Source organism: uncultured Sanguibacteroides sp. (assembly GCF_900543425.1).
Classification (GTDB): domain Bacteria; phylum Bacteroidota; class Bacteroidia; order Bacteroidales; family Marinifilaceae; genus Gabonibacter.
The window spans coordinates 99,059-114,100 of sequence record NZ_UQRQ01000009.1 but is presented as its reverse complement, the minus strand read 5'-3'; the positions used below and the strand labels follow the sequence as shown (position 1 = coordinate 114,100).

12 protein-coding genes are annotated in these 15,042 nt (G+C 41.2%); 3 read left to right on the top strand and 9 right to left on the bottom strand.

The features are described 5' to 3' along the window. Nucleotides 1-4: 4 nt before the first annotated feature. The 8 genes from QZR76_RS06960 to QZR76_RS06925 form a co-directional block, all read right to left on the bottom strand. Nucleotides 5-1,012: a hypothetical protein gene (locus QZR76_RS06960; protein ID WP_294141665.1), complete on the bottom strand. Its 1,008-nt coding sequence runs from the start codon at nucleotides 1,010-1,012 to the stop codon at nucleotides 5-7. A gap of 64 nt (nucleotides 1,013-1,076) precedes the next feature. Then, entirely contained in the window at nucleotides 1,077-2,318 is a 1,242-nt protein-coding gene (gene ablA / locus QZR76_RS06955) for a lysine 2,3-aminomutase (RefSeq protein ID WP_294141663.1), read from the bottom strand. Nucleotides 2,319-2,380: 62 nt separating this feature from the next. Further along, nucleotides 2,381-3,418 carry a zinc-binding dehydrogenase gene (locus QZR76_RS06950; RefSeq protein ID WP_294141662.1) on the bottom strand — a complete coding sequence of 346 codons (1,038 nt, stop codon included), beginning with the start codon at nucleotides 3,416-3,418 and terminating at the stop codon, nucleotides 2,381-2,383. A gap of 73 nt (nucleotides 3,419-3,491) precedes the next feature. Then, nucleotides 3,492-4,535, bottom strand: coding sequence for a zinc-binding dehydrogenase (locus QZR76_RS06945; RefSeq protein ID WP_294141660.1), 1,044 nt, complete (start codon nucleotides 4,533-4,535; stop codon nucleotides 3,492-3,494). Between the two features lie 7 nt (nucleotides 4,536-4,542). Continuing rightward, a complete protein-coding gene (locus QZR76_RS06940; protein ID WP_294141658.1) occupies nucleotides 4,543-5,370 on the bottom strand; it encodes a 3-keto-5-aminohexanoate cleavage protein in 828 nt (275 codons plus the stop codon). 4 nt (nucleotides 5,371-5,374) lie between these two features. Further along, nucleotides 5,375-5,764: a hotdog domain-containing protein gene (locus QZR76_RS06935; protein WP_041502667.1), complete on the bottom strand. Its 390-nt coding sequence runs from the start codon at nucleotides 5,762-5,764 to the stop codon at nucleotides 5,375-5,377. A 45-nt stretch (nucleotides 5,765-5,809) separates the two neighbouring features. After that, nucleotides 5,810-6,454 carry a CoA transferase subunit A gene (locus QZR76_RS06930; protein ID WP_294141655.1) on the bottom strand — a complete coding sequence of 215 codons (645 nt, stop codon included), beginning with the start codon at nucleotides 6,452-6,454 and terminating at the stop codon, nucleotides 5,810-5,812. A 391-nt stretch (nucleotides 6,455-6,845) separates the two neighbouring features. Then, complete coding sequence (locus QZR76_RS06925; protein ID WP_294141654.1) at nucleotides 6,846-7,574, bottom strand: CPBP family glutamic-type intramembrane protease; 729 nt, start codon at nucleotides 7,572-7,574, stop codon at nucleotides 6,846-6,848. Nucleotides 7,575-7,922: 348 nt separating this feature from the next. Here QZR76_RS06925 and QZR76_RS06920 point away from each other — a divergent pair, with 348 nt between their 5' ends. Both QZR76_RS06920 and QZR76_RS06915 read left to right on the top strand, forming a co-directional pair. Further along, a complete protein-coding gene (locus tag QZR76_RS06920) occupies nucleotides 7,923-8,573 on the top strand; it encodes a hypothetical protein (protein ID WP_294141652.1) in 651 nt (216 codons plus the stop codon). A gap of 64 nt (nucleotides 8,574-8,637) precedes the next feature. After that, entirely contained in the window at nucleotides 8,638-10,062 is a 1,425-nt protein-coding gene (locus QZR76_RS06915) for a thioredoxin family protein (RefSeq protein WP_294141651.1), read from the top strand. A 301-nt stretch (nucleotides 10,063-10,363) separates the two neighbouring features. Here the strand turns inward: QZR76_RS06915 and kbl are convergent, their stop codons facing one another. Continuing rightward, a complete protein-coding gene (kbl, locus tag QZR76_RS06910) occupies nucleotides 10,364-11,554 on the bottom strand; it encodes a glycine C-acetyltransferase (protein WP_294141649.1) in 1,191 nt (396 codons plus the stop codon). A 370-nt stretch (nucleotides 11,555-11,924) separates the two neighbouring features. Between kbl and QZR76_RS06905 the strand changes: the two genes are divergently transcribed. Beyond that, the gene (locus QZR76_RS06905; RefSeq protein ID WP_294141647.1) at nucleotides 11,925-15,008 is read left to right on the top strand and encodes an ABC transporter substrate binding protein; all 3,084 of its coding nucleotides are present in this window, start codon (nucleotides 11,925-11,927) and stop codon (nucleotides 15,006-15,008) included. Nucleotides 15,009-15,042 lie beyond the last annotated feature (34 nt).

Genomic DNA, 15,042 nt, shown 5'->3' with positions numbered 1-15,042 from the left:
CGTTTCAAATTCTTTTTACATTATATACCGGTATTTGCAGACTTTCCTGCATAGCAAGCCTTAACTCCTCCGGATCTAAACAATAACCATCGGGAGATAGGGGATTGATACATACGGCAAGTAACTTACTTTTCTGCAATACTTTCAATTGTCCTCCTCTTTTCACGAAGGCGTAATAAGATTCCATGGATGCAAATACCCGAGTGAAATCTTTAATAATCAGCGTTATATCTTTAATTTGCTTTTGTATTCTCAGAAACTGTAATAATTTATCACTAATTGCTCCGGCAACGAAAAGAGTGTTTCCGTGACGGAAAATATCTTCTTTATGTTGTTCCAACATAAAAACAGAGGGAATATTCAAATCGTGAATGATTCCCGCTTCATCTATGGACCAGACTCCGTTTTCAATGTCTGCCAATTGACGTGCAGTCGTTGCATTTACAGTATCCAGACAGATGAGGTCGTACACGTACTTTGTTTTCCTGACCAATTGAGGAATATTACAAGAAAGAGCGGCTCCCGTTGCCAATATCATGGCCTCCGTTACAGCCGGAGAGCTGAGACTGAGACGCGATAAAGCTCCGTCCACGATCGTCGTATCCACGTTAAAGCGTTTCATCCCTTCGATGAGGTGTCGTAAGGAAGCCGTATCCGGAGGACCGGATAACAATACTTTTCCCTGTGAAACAGCTTTGGCTGTGATCAGGCGGCCTAAAGAGGTCTGACGATTGCTTACATCCATGATTTCAGCTATCAGCCTCTTTTCCCTGTAGTGTTTTTCAGAGGTGATAAAGAGCATGCCTTCATACAATTCGATCTCCGGTTTGGGAGTTTGACAAACCTGATCCCGGTCTTCTCCGTCAATGCCTATGGAAGTTAGGGCAAATCGCTTTCCTGTATTCTTAACTCGATTAAGAATATAGTTTAAGCATTCCGTCTTTCCGGCATTTTTTGCCAACCCGACGATAGAAATACTGTTATATTTTAATATCTCTTCAATAAAAGGCAAGGCGATTATTATTATTATCGACGATGATGAAGAATATTCTTCATCATCGTCGATTTAAATAGTATTAGTGTTTATTTCTTTCGTGACGAGCCAGAACTTTCGGTTCAATAGAGAGTTGATCTCCATGCAAAAGAGCCGCAATACCTTCTCTGCGAGCTTTTTCACATTCCGGACAATGACACTCTTCTTGATAATCTGTCGGTTCCGTATAGGTCGTGATAACGCCTTCATAATTTCTTAATACTACCCGCTTCGGAGATTGAGAAAGAACATAATTAGGCATTACCGGAGTTTTACCTCCTCCACCGGGAGCGTCCACAACAAAGGTCGGAACAGCATAACCGGAGGTATGACCGCGTAAATTTTCTATGATTTCAATACCTTTGGATACCGGGGTACGGAAATGTTCAATACCCGTGGAGAGGTCGCATTGATAGATATAGTAAGGACGAACACGCATTTTCACCAGACCATGCATTAGTTTTTTCATCACGTAAGTACAGTCGTTTATGCCTCTTAATAATACGGTTTGGTTTCCTAATGGAATTCCGGCGTCAGCCAAACGAGCGCATGCTGCTGCTGATTCCTGCGTAATCTCATTGGGATGATTGAAGTGAGTATTCAGCCAAACCGGATGGTATTTTTTTAACATATTTACCAATTCCGGAGTAATACGTTGAGGGCAAACGACCGGAGTACGGCTACCGATACGGATAATTTCCACGTGCGGAATGGCTCTTAGTTTACTAATAATGTATTCCAAACGATCATCGCTTACCAGGAGAGCATCTCCTCCCGACAATAGGACGTCTCTTACTTGTGGTGTTCTGGCGATATAGTCGATACACTTGTCTATTCTTTCAGTCGGAGAAGCGCAGTCGTGCTGACCGGCAAAACGTCTGCGGGTACAGTGACGGCAATACATGGAGCATTGGTCGGTGATCAGGAATAATACCCGGTCCGGGTAACGATGGGTCAGTCCGGGAACGGGAGAATCACTATCCTCGTGTAAGGGATCTTCCAGATCCGCAGCAGCCTTGTGTAGTTCCAGAACAGAAGGTACGGATTGTTTACGGATCGGACAATAAGGATCGTTCTTGTCGATTAGGCTCAAATAATAAGGAGTAATCGCCATTCTTAACGTCTTTAATGATTCACGAATGCCCTCTTCTTCCTCCGGGGTTAATTCGAGATATTTTTTCAATTGATCGACAGTCTCGATTCTGTTTTTCACTTGCCATTTCCAGTCATTCCATTGCTCATCGGTAACTTCCGGAAAAAATTCTTTTCGTCTGCTTTCTGACATCACTTTTTTATTTTAGTTTTAGTTTGATTCTATATAATGGATTGAAAAATTCGCTCCTAAAATTATTTCACGTACAGTTTTTCAAATAACTCCCGGATGCATGCTGACTCCCGAACGATATTCAGGGTTAGTTCCGCATGTCCTTTTGCATAACCGTTTCCCACGATTAAGCTTATATCTTTGCCCACTCCCTCGGCTCCCAAAGCTGCTTTGGTAAAACTGGTTGCCATAGAGAAGAAGTAAACGCATCCTTGTCCTTTGGTGATTAGGATAGAGGTCATTTCGGTTGAGGGAACATTGACATTGTTGATGGTTACCTCGCATCCTCTCTCTCCGGCAATTTCCGTCACCTTTTTATATACGTCCATCACTTTTGTCGCATCGGCGACAATCACGTGAGTGGCTAAATTCATCTCTTTTATCCGTCGTGCATTTTCTTCAGAGAATTCCACGACAATGACCTTTCCGTAAGGTCCCACGTTTTTCATGGCCTGGTAACAGCACAGAATACCGGATTTACCACCGCCTCCGATGATACAAACCGTATCTCCTTCTTTTACAAGGCGGGCCACTTGTGCCGGAGCTCCGGCAACATCCAGAAGGGCTAATGCCAATTTCTCCGGGATGTCATGGGGTAGTATGGCATACAACCCGCTTTCAAACAAAATAGCTTCCGCATCGACGTCCACTTGGTCGGATGCCGGATCTAATTTTTTTATGCGATGAATCTTTAAAGGAGTTAAAGATAAGGAGACAAGAGTAGCAATTTTATCGCCTACCTTCAGGCTTTTGTCCGGAAAGTTTGGCCCTATCTCTTTCACGGTACCGATAAGCATCCCTCCGGAGCCCGTCACCGGGTTTTGCATTTTTCCTCTCTCCTTTACGATCGAGAGGATCATCTCCTCCATCCGGGAAGCCTCTCCGTTACATACTTGTTTGATTTGTGTGTAACTGGCGGAATCGATATTTAAAGTTTGTACGTCAATGAGGACTTCATTGTCGTATATCTCCATCGTGTTGTCCAATTTTAAGGCCGGTTGGGGTAGAGTCCCTTCCGGGGTAATTACCCTATGTGTCCCGTATCTACATCCTTTTTTCATCGAGTCTTTGATTATAGTAAAAGTACTGTGATCTGCAATGGAAAAAACCTTGCAGACCACAGTTTCATTATTTTTAAGCGTAAAGTTCAGTAAAGATTTTTCTTAGAGCTTCACACTCTCTTAACTCTTGAAGAGTAATTTCGGCATGTCCTTTGGTATATCCGTTTCCGACGATCATGGTTACATCGCTACCAACACCTTCTGCTCCCAAGGCTGCTTTCGTGAAGCTGGTAGCCATAGAGAAGAAGTATACGATACCGGTATTTTTCGTACAAAGAATACTGGTCATTTCGGTATCGGTGATGTTTACGTTGTTGATGGTAACATCACACATTTCTCCGTTAGTCAACTCGCTGATTTTTTCCATTACCGGAACCGGTTGTGTGGCGTCGGCAGAGAATACGTAGTCACAGAATCCGAGTTTCTGTAAACGTTCCGTACTTTTGGGGCTGTGGCAAAGACCGATTACCTTACCGGTTACTCCTGCACGCTTTTTAGCCTCGTAGCAGCACAGCATTCCTGATTTACCACCGGCTCCGATGATCAATACCGTATCTCCCGGTTTTACCAATTTAGCCGTTTGTGCCGGAGCTCCGGCAACATCCAAGGCAGAAAGTGCTAAGTTCTCGGGAAGGTCAGCCGGAATTTTAGCATAGATGCCACTTTCGAACAGGATAGCTTTACCGTCGATGTCTACTTGATCGATATCCGGACGAATATCTTTGATCTTGTCAATGCGAAGCGGAGTTAAAGAAAGAGAAACCAAGGTTGCGATTTTATCTCCCTCTTTCAAATCGATTTTGCCTTTTAAAGCATCGCCGATTTTCTCTACAGTTCCAAGTAACATTCCGCCTGAACCGGTTACCGGATTCCGATGTTTTCCTTGTTTTTCAACAATACCCATCATGATTTCGGCAATTTTCTTTTTGTCGCCACCGGCTTGTTCTTCGATTTGAGTGAAGCTGGCAGAATCGATATTTAAAGTTTGAACATCGATTAAAATCTCGTTGTCGTAGATTTCATCCATGTTGTTGTCGATTTTGTTGGCCGGTTGTGGCAGAACCCCTTTCGGTTCGATCACGCGGTGTGTTCCGTATTTATTTCCTTTTTTCTGCATAAAACTTTTATTTTAATGGTTTTAAATTTAAAATTCTTCTTGCTTCTTCCGAGGTTGCAACCTCTCTGCCTAATTCTTTCGCCAGACGAACGACTTTAGCTACTAATTCGCCGTTGGATTTGGCAAGTACGCCTCTTTCCAGGTAGAGATTGTCTTCAAAACCGACTCTCACGTTACCACCCATGACAATAGCAGGAGCAGCAAGGGTGAACGCATGGCGGCCAATACCGGTTGCTGTCCAGGTAGAACCAGCGGGGATTGCGTTTACAAGCCAACAAAGATTCGGTACCGTGGCAGGGGTACATCCGGGAACGCCGAGAACGAAATTGAACTGCATGGGAGCACCGGGAACCTGACCTTTCTTGGCCATGTTTAGTACCGTGTCTAAATGTCCCATTTCAAAACATTCGTATTCCGGTTTGATATTGTTTTCTAACATCCTTTTCCCGAAATCTCTCATCATGGGCATCGTGTTTTCAAATACATCGTCTCCAAAGTTACAAGTACCACAATCGAGGGTCGCCATTTCAGGGAATAGCTCTGTCGGCTGAAGACGCTCTTCTGCAGTCATTCCCACGGCTCCACCGGTAGAGGGGATAATAATTACATCGGGACATACCTTGTAAATAGCATCAATACACTCTTTGAAACGTGCTTTGCTCTGGGTCGGAGTACCGTCGTCTTCACGGACATGAAGGTGAACAATAGCCGCACCTGCATCTACAGCAGATTTAGCTTCTCTGACGATTTCTTCTACTGTATAAGGAACAGCGGGGTTTTGTTCTTTGGTTACTTCTGCCCCGCAAATGGCTGCTGTGATAATTAATTTCTCCATGTGATTATTGATTTTTTCGTTGATCTTCTTTTTTCACCACGCAGGTTCCGCTTGCACGACAAACCACGATCGGTTCCGCTAACACGTCTGCTGCCGAAGCAGAAATATCAGGTCTGGCAGCGACGACTTTCTTTGCCTCGAAAACCATCTTCCGGGAAGAGTTTCCTACTTTCACGATCTCTCCGGTAGCCTCGATATAATCTCCGGCGTAAACAGGAGCAAGGAACTCTACGTTGTCATAAGCCACGAACAGTCCTTCGTCACCGTCATGCATGATCAATAATTCCGTAGCCACGTCGCCGAACAAATGTACCATATGAGCTCCATCTACTAAATTTCCACCGTAATGAGCGTCTTTGGCACTCATTCTTAAACGTATCATTGTTTTTTCCATATCTTTTTTATTAATTTGTTAGAGTTAAGGTATGTATGCTTTGTTTTATTTTATCATAAAATCGACCATGATGGCCGGGGTCTTTATGTTCTCTGCTGCAATTTTACCTACTTCAACTAACTCTGCAACTTCTGCAATGACCAAGTCGGCGGCAGCAGCCATTAATGGGTTGAAGTTTTGGGAAGTACCTCTGTAAACCAAGTTGCCGGATTTGTCTCCTAAACTCGCTCCAATCAAAGCCACGTCGGCACGTAAAGGTTTTTCCAACAAATACTCTTTCCCGTCTACCCGAATGATCTCTTTTCCTTCTGCTACGATCGTTCCTAAGCCTGTCTGGGTTAAAATACCTCCCAGTCCGTTACCTCCGGCACGAACTCTTTCGGCGAGACTTCCCTGGGGACAGAACTCTATTTTCAGCTCTCCGCTATTCATTTGTTCGCTGGTACACGGGTTCGTCCCGATGTGAGAAACGTACAATTTACTTACTTGTTTATTGGCAATTAACTGACCTACTCCTTTATCCGGGTATGCCGTGTCGTTGCAAATCAACGTCAAATTTTTAACTCCTGATTTCGCCAATGCATCAACAATTTTGTTGGGGGTTCCGTTGGCCAAAAAACCACCTACCATGATGGTCATACCGTCTTTTACTTTAGATACGGCTTCTTCGATTGAAATGAATTTATCCATAGGAAGCATTTTATATTGTTTTGTTAAATATTTAACACATTCGCATTGATTTGTCAAATTTATATCGTTTTAAGGTATAAATGAAATATTTCCAACAAAATCTTTTGCGAATCTCATTATACAGAATGATTATATTTAATTAAAGATATTTTTCTGCTATTCTTTCTGCTCGTCGGCCTTAAAGTTAATAAATTTATAAACCAGAGGATTGATTTTTGTTGAATTATTTTGAAGGTTTGTGTTTTAGAAGTAGAAAAAAACAGGGTTGGCTGTTAGTAACTTGAAAATACTCTGTTGAGAAGTGGGCAAAGTTATTTGAAAGTTTTGTCGACTCCTCGTGTATAGTCTCTTTGAGGGCTTTTTTCATTATTGAAATGCTAAATTTAGCACTTTAGCCCCGTCCCCAAGTGCTATATGCCAAGAAGCCGAGTGCGGTTAACGTATTCCACAACATGTGGAGTGCGATAACGTAACCGAATCCCAAACGGGTTCTTGTATATCCGAATAGTAAAGCTACGGCAAAAAAGGCAAACAAAAACCGGGTTGGCATATTGAAATGGTAAATAGCAAAAAGAATTGCCGATAAATAAAAAATGACGGTATAATACTTATCCCATTTGCTTTCGAATAAGGCGAGTTGCTTGTTCAATAGACTCATGGTAAAGAAAAGAATGGTTGCGATTGAAAGAATAGTGCCGTATAGAGCAAGAAAATGGCAGATATAACTTGATCCACAAAGCTCTCTGAATTTATACACGTATAGAAAATAAGAGATATAAAACGAGATGATCAGGCTTAACGAGATTTTAATTTTAGTGAGATTAAATCGACCGAGCGCATAGTGGTAACTAAATTCTTCTATGATAGGACCCAATAGGACCATTTGGAATAGATATAGTCCATTGTCCGGGTAAATTTGATAGAGGGCTGTGTTAGGTATCATAGGATGATTAAAAATAAAGGACTCTAATATGGCTGCCAGTAGATTTGCCACATACACAATCAATAATAACCATAAAAATATGACGAAGAATAGTTTTATTTTATTCCATGATTTATCCTGAGTGGCTTCAAAATCAGGTCTTTTTAGAAATTGAATAATGTCGATGATCGTTTTCATAGTTTTATTCTTTATAATATATTGTACTTCTGATGTATCAATTGCGAAAATTAGTGCCTGAAAAAAAATCGTGGGAACTTATTCTTGTCTTTAATAAAGTAACATCTACCAATTCAACGGTTTCTCGGTTTCCCTGTAAACTAAAATTCTTCTCGGTGTTTTGTGTAAATATAAGATTTTATTCTAATAATGCAATATAAATAGCAAATATTGTAGTGGAGATTGATGAATTGGTTTTATTCCTCCGACGGGTTCAGGTATATCAAGAAGAATTTTTTGTTAGTTTTGTCTTATGTTTTTTTTCATGAAAGGCGGTTTTTAGGACGTAAATGAATAATGAAAGAGGTAATGGTACAATATTTACAGCGAAGGCTGTTGGAGTGGTTCGATCGGAATCGACGTTCGTTTCCCTGGCGGGAGCCGGGTGCGACGAAATACCAACAGATACTCTCGGAGATATTGTTACAGCGAACGAAGGCCGAGACGGTTGCCGCCTACTACGATACGTTCTTTTCCAAATACCCGGATTGGGAGGCTTTGTCGAATGCGACTCTGGAAGAGTTGGAGGAGATCATGCATCCTTTAGGCTTGTATCATCACCGGGCGAAACGTTTGTATAAATTGGGACAGGATCTCAAGCAAAAACAAGGAAAGTTGCCGGAGGATTCCAACCAGTTGGCTGATTCCGGTTTTATCGGATTGTACGTGACAAATGCCTATGAACTGTTCGTTTTGTCTAATCGAAAGCCTCTCTTGGACGTAAATATGTCCCGTTTGTTGAAACGTTATTTTAAACCGGGAGAGTTTATAGATGTTCGTTTTGATAAAGAGATTCAGGAATTGGCGAATGATATTATAGAGGTCAGACGTTGTAAGGAATTAAATTGGGCTATATTGGATTATGCCGCCTTTGTTTGTCGAAAAAAGAACCCGTTCTGTGACGAATGTGTTTTAAACCGATATTGTACTTTTTATCAGCAAAAAAAGGGAGGGAGTTGATAAAATAAAAGGCCTGATTGTTTTATAAATAAAATATATAAATAAATTTGTAGAAAAATGTGTTATGAAAAAATATTCCTTTCTGATTTTATGTCTTTTTCTCTCTTTACATGGAAAAGCGATTCATTTCTTTGACGGAACTTACGAGGCCGCTTTGCAAAAGGCTAAAGCTGAAAATAAAAATCTTTTTGTATGTTTTTCGGCAAGTTGGTGCGGACCTTGCCAGTTGATGGAAAAGATTGTTTTCCCGAAGGAGAAGGTGATAAAATACGTGGATGAACACTACGTGGCTGTTCATTTGGATATAGATTTTCGAGAGAATTCATTATTGTATGCAAGGATTCGTGGAAATAATTCAGGAGTTGTTCCTTACATGTGTATATTGACTCCGGAGGAAAAGGTACTGAAAGAAAAAAGCGGGGCGCTTTCATTTAATGGGATGATGAAGTTTTTGGCTCTCGATCCGAACGTAAAACCGATTCGGGCTCTTCTTCCCATAGAGAAGGAGAATGAAGAAGCGATTAAGGCGCAATTGTTTCGGGATCGGACGGATTATACCCGGATTGTAGCTCAAGCTAAACAGGAGAATAAACCTATGCTTCTGTATTTTTCTTCGGATAATTGTGGCCCTTGTCATCAGATGGCACAAACGACTTTTCAGCATCCTCGGGTTATCGAGTTTGTTCGGGAGAATTTTGTAATAGGTTATTTCAACGTAGATAATGCTCAGGATCGTTTGCTTTGCATGCGCTATTATAATCGAAATAGCGTAATCCCTTATTTCGTAATCGTCACGCCGCAGGAGGTCATCGTGAATAAAAAGGCCGGATATATGGATTCTCTGGCTTTTATGGCATTTTTGCATACGGATACCGTGCAATCCTCGGGCTTGGCGATTATGCCTGAAAAAGATGTTACTTTTAAAGTTCGGGAGGTCGATCGTTTGCTCTATAAGCAACACGTTGCCCTGTGGAAATTAAATATAAATAGCGGAATAAACGTGATGACCCTAAAGACTTCAGGTGCTTTGTCGGGAGTTGACTTCGGTTATCGGGTCGGCTACGAACTCGGGCTTGCGTTGGCTTATGAAACGCGTCGTTTCTATTTTGCCCCGGGACTTCTATTTGTTTCCCGAGGAGGAGATCATAAGGATATCACCTTGAGGCAGAATTACCTGGAATTGCCGGTTAAGGCGGGTTGGATATTCTGGCAACCCATGAATAATTGGTTCGCTTCATTGAATTTAATTCCTTACGGAGCCATACGTGTCGGAGAGAAATTGAAAAACGGGAAGAAGCTTTATCCGGACGAATGGTTTAAGACGAGCAAATGGGATTATGGAACCAAATTGTCGGTAAACTTGCAATTGTCTTCTTTCGGATTTGAAATCGGATATAATTGGGGGTTACATAATATTTCCGACTATTCGGGAGGAAAAATGTATAATCGCGGTTTCCTGTTTAATGTCTCCATGTCTTTGGGGCGATGATATAGGTTTGGGGGCCTTTATTCTAAAATAGAAACGGATGAATACAGTTTGGCTTGTAGTTTTTATGAATGTAAATTGATTTTACATCGAAAATTGTGTTGGCTTTTGGCGTGATTAGGGATATTACTGTTTTTCAGTAGAACTATAAGGAAATGGATGAGTATTTTGGTAAATAAAGAGCTATACCTTGTAACATTCCTTTTCAATGTCGGTGTTGTATTGGAAAATGAACAAAATATCAATTTTAAAAAAATCTCTCTTAGCCACACAGGGTAAGAGAGATTTTTTTATGGCAAGTGTTTTATTTAATCACGTTTAGTTTTTTACCGATTTTGATAAAGGCAGCCAAAGCGCGATCCAATTGTTCGCGCGTGTGAGCGGCGGAGAGTTGGATGCGAATACGAGCTTGTCCTTTCGGTACAACCGGATAATAGAAACCGGTAACGTAGATGTTTTCTTTTTGTAATTCGGCAGCAAATTCCTGCGAGAGAACTGCGTCGTAAAGCATCAAGGCGCAAATGGCGGATTCGGATGGTTTCAGGTCAAATCCGGCTTCCGTCAGTTTCGCCCGGAAATAGTTCGCGTTATCCATCACCCGGTCTCTTAATTCGGTACTCTTGCTCAGCATATCGAATACGGCGATGGAAGCACCGCAGATTGCCGGAGACAAAGAGTTGGAGAACAGGTAAGGTCTGGAACGTTGACGCAGCATTTCGATCACCTCTTTTTTACCGGTGGTATATCCTCCCATAGCTCCTCCCAAGGCTTTACCGAGGGTTCCGGTGAAGATGTCTACCCGGTCCATGCAATGGTGATGTTCGGCAGAACCGCGACCTGTTTTGCCGATAAATCCGGCAGCGTGGCTGTCGTCAACCATAACCAGAGCGTTATATTTTTCAGCTAAATCGCAGATTTCGTTCATTTTAGCGATATCTCCGTCCATGGAGAACACTCCGTCGGTAACGACGATGCGGTAACGTTGAGCCTGGGAGATCTTCAATTGCTCTTCCAGATCGGCCATGTTGGCGTGTTTGTATCTGTAACGAACGGCTTTACACAGACGAACACCGTCAATGATAGAAGCATGGTTCAGTTCGTCGGAGATGATGGCATCTTCTTGTCCAAACAGGGGTTCGAATACACCTCCGTTTGCGTCAAAGCAAGCCGCGTAAAGAATGGTGTCTTCGGTTCCAAAGAATTTGGAGATTTTGGCTTCCAACTCTTTGTGAATATCTTGAGTTCCGCAGATAAAACGAACAGATGACATCCCGTAACCGTGACTGTCTAAAGCCTTTTTCGCTCCTTCGATTACGGCAGGATGAGAAGAGAGACCCAAATAGTTGTTTGCGCAAAAGTTTAATACTGTCTCACCCGTGGCAAGTTTGATTTCTGCACCTTGCGGTGTAACGATAATTCTTTCGCTTTTGTATAAGCCGGCATCTTTTATTGACTGGATTTCAGTCTTTAAAAAGTCTTGAAATTTTCCGTACATATAGCTAAATTTTTTGTTTGTTTTAATGACCCCAAAAGTAATTAATTTTTGATTATTATCCACTTAAAAATAAATAATCGTGTTTTTAATCCAGACACCCTTTTTTTAATGCTATTTTCTTTATAAGCCTATTATAAATGTGTGATTATCTTTCATATAAGAAATGTGATATTTTGAATCGTTTCTTTAAAAAAGACTAAATATCGTGATGGCGTAAGTTTTTATTTCTTTCGTGGAAAAAGATGAATATTTATATGAGGTAATATTAGATTTAAGTTTTAAATTATTTTTTATTAATGCTTACAAGAAGAGATTATTTTAAATAAAAGCTATATCTTTATCTCAAATTTCAGTTAAAATTCATTGTAAAGTGAAGAAAATAGCTTATTTAGGGAAAGAATGGGGGATACTGTTAGTGTGGATGATGATTGGTATTGTTTCAGTTAAAGCGGAAACGGGGGTATTCCCTATGGCAGATTCGGTGAAACAGGTTTTGTTTATCAGTTCCTATCATGAAGAACAAATATGGACGAGAAATATCATTAGAGCGGTAAAACGGCAATTGAAGGATGCCGGATTGAAGGTTGACCTGAGAATTATTCATTTGGATTCTAAAAGGACAAAAGATAAAGATAAGCAAGGCGAAATCCTACATCGGACGTTGAGTGAGATTCGGGGAAGGCAGGATTTGATTATTGTTTCGGATAAGGAGGCCAATCAAATCTTTTTTTCATTGGATATTCCGATGATAAAAAAGATTCCGGTTGTCTTTTGTGCAGTAGCTGTATCTGATTATAGAAAGCAGGAGGGGTGGGAAAACGTGACGGGAGTGGTTAGTATATTGGATTATGAAAAAATCTTTTTAGTCGGGCTAAGATTGTTTCCGGAGGCACATAAGGTATATGTGATATCGGATAGTACGGAACCTGGAAGAATGCATAAAATGTTGGCTCAAAAACAGTTGTCGAAGTATGAAGCTGATATTTCGATAGAATATGTAGGAGAACACGAGGCGACGGTAGATGATTTAATAAAAAGGATGGAAGATTTTGATCCTCTCTCTTTTATTATTCTTTCGACTTGGCAACGAGATCAACGGGGAATGTATCGGTCTGCTGAAATCTATTATCCCGTTTTCTCAAAAGAGGCTCCCGCCCCTATATTGTCTTCGCTGGATTTTGCCATGGGAAACGGTATTTTAGGTGGGTATTTGCTTCGAGCAGAAGATCAGGGGACACGGACTGGGAAATTAGCCGTAAGGGTGTTGAAAGGAGAAGATGTCCGGACCATACCCGTTGATACGGCAAGGGGTGTTTTTATGTTCGATGATGTACAATTGAAACGCAGACGGGTAGAGCGGGAGAGTTTGCCATCAGGGAGTATTATTATGAATGAACCGGAGTCCGTGTTTGTGACTTACCGGAATTATATATTCTCTTTCCTTGTTTTCCTTGTTCTTCTCGTGACGTTGTTGGTATTATTTCTTTTTTTCTATTTACGTTACCGAAAAATGTTCCACCGGAGTCAAAAGCTGGAAGCGGCGGCTAAAGGAATGGCAAAAAATCTGGAACGGAAAACGGAAGTCCTGTCCCATACTCTCTCTTCGATGGAGGAGGGTATTGTGGTCGTGAATCGGGAGATGGAAGTGTTGGAAATGAATTGTATTGCCTGTAAAAATCTGGGATGCCGACAAGATGAAATCGGGAAACGTTTGAATGAGGTATGTACTATTTGTGCGGATGGGGATGAAAAATATATGCAACGTGTTATACGGAAAGTCATGGAGAAAGGAGAGAGACAGGTGTTGAATACGGATGCATTATTGATTCCTACACAAGGGGAAGTAAAGCATGTGACGGGAAGCATATCTCCTTTGTTCGATAGTTTGCATGGTGTTGTCGGGGCTGTGTTGATTTTCAGAGATATGACCGACGAGTTACAACAACAGCGATTCCTGAAAATTTCGATAGGGGTATTGCGTTTTTATACCTGGGTATTTAATATCGATAAACAAGTTTTTGAATACGGAGAGGGATTCGGGGAGACGGGAGCTCAAAAAGAGCCTTTTGATACATTGGAGAAATTTGTTCTCTATGTTCATCCTGAGGATCGTGCCGGGTTTAGTGAGTTCTTCGAAAGGGTACAGAAACAGGATAGCGGCGAATTTACGGCGGCTTACCGTGTGGATTACAAGGGAAACGGTCAATACAGTTGGTGGGAATGCCGGGGTGTTGTCCAAACGATCGATTTAGGTAGAGATAAGAAAATAAAGTATTTATACGGATTAGATATCAATATAGAACAGCATAAGCGAATAGAGGAGGAATTGAAACATGCCATGAAGAAAGCCGAAGAATCCGATCGTTTGAAGTCGGCCTTTTTGGCGAATATCTCTCATGAAATACGGACCCCTCTCAATGGAATTGTCGGTTTTGCAAACCTGATATGTGAAAAGGATTATTCCGACGAAGAAAAACAGACCTTCTGTGCTGCTATTAATAAAAATAGTAAGTTGCTTTTGTCCTTGCTGGATGATATATTAAATCTTTCCCGTATTGAGTCCAATTCGGTCGGATGTCAGGTAGAAGAGTGCGATGTGAATGAAATGGTTAATTCTGTTTTTGAAACTCATCGGTTTATGATGCCTGAACAGATTGTTTTGCTAAAAGGGGAGACTCCGGTAGGTTTACGGGTAAAAACAGATAGGGTGAAACTTACACAGGTCTTTGCGAATCTTATTAATAACGCAAAGAAGTTTACTTTACAAGGGAAAATTACTTTGGGAGCCCGGATATCGGAAGATCGGGAGTGGTTGGAGTTTTCTGTTGCGGATACGGGAGAAGGAATTCCGGAAGAGAGTTTGCCCTATATTTTCGATAGATTTTATAGAGTGAATGAATTTAAGCCGGGGACGGGCTTGGGATTGTCTATTTGTAAAGCTATTATGAATTTGTTGGGAGGAGATATTCGTGTCGAATCGGAATGGGGGAAAGGTACGACTTTTTATTTTCGTATACCTGTCTATTCGGATAAAGAGAAGGGACATTTTGTTTTTGGAATCTCTAATGAGCCGGAAGAGTTGTCTGTCGTAGTAAATGATGATAAGAAGCATATTTTAATAGCCGAAGATACGGATAGCAACTATCTGTTGTTAAAAGCATTGTTGAAAAAAGATTATATGTTAGATCGGGCCCGGGATGGAATAGAGGCCGTGGAAATGTTTAAGAAGAATAAGTACGATGCTATCTTGATGGATTTGAAAATGCCTCGTATGGATGGTTTGGAAGCGATGATAGAGATTCGTAAATTTTCTGAGATCCCTATTATTGTTCAAACGGCTTACGCTTTCGATGTAGATCGGGAAAAATGTTGGGAGGCAGGATGTACGGATTTTATAAGTAAACCCATAAAATCGGTGACGATACACTCTATTTTGAAGAAACATCTCTCTTGACGATAGGATCCGAAAGAGGATTAATACCCGGAAA

Bases quoted from the DNA above. Each gene is read 5' to 3' on its own strand.
- QZR76_RS06930 (WP_294141655.1), bottom strand. From the start codon at position 6,454: ATGGATAAATTCATTTCAATCGAAGAAGCCGTATCTAAAGTAAAAGAC.
- QZR76_RS06915 (WP_294141651.1), top strand. From the start codon at position 8,638: ATGAAAAAATATTCCTTTCTGATTTTATGTCTTTTTCTCTCTTTACAT.
- QZR76_RS06940 (WP_294141658.1), bottom strand. From the start codon at position 5,370: ATGGAGAAATTAATTATCACAGCAGCCATTTGCGGGGCAGAAGTAACC.
- kbl (WP_294141649.1), bottom strand. From the start codon at position 11,554: ATGTACGGAAAATTTCAAGACTTTTTAAAGACTGAAATCCAGTCAATA.
- QZR76_RS06945 (WP_294141660.1), bottom strand. From the start codon at position 4,535: ATGCAGAAAAAAGGAAATAAATACGGAACACACCGCGTGATCGAACCG.
- QZR76_RS06925 (WP_294141654.1), bottom strand. From the start codon at position 7,574: ATGAAAACGATCATCGACATTATTCAATTTCTAAAAAGACCTGATTTT.
- QZR76_RS06950 (WP_294141662.1), bottom strand. From the start codon at position 3,418: ATGAAAAAAGGATGTAGATACGGGACACATAGGGTAATTACCCCGGAA.
- QZR76_RS06935 (WP_041502667.1), bottom strand. From the start codon at position 5,764: ATGGAAAAAACAATGATACGTTTAAGAATGAGTGCCAAAGACGCTCAT.
- ablA (WP_294141663.1), bottom strand. From the start codon at position 2,318: ATGTCAGAAAGCAGACGAAAAGAATTTTTTCCGGAAGTTACCGATGAG.
- QZR76_RS06920 (WP_294141652.1), top strand. From the start codon at position 7,923: ATGGTACAATATTTACAGCGAAGGCTGTTGGAGTGGTTCGATCGGAAT.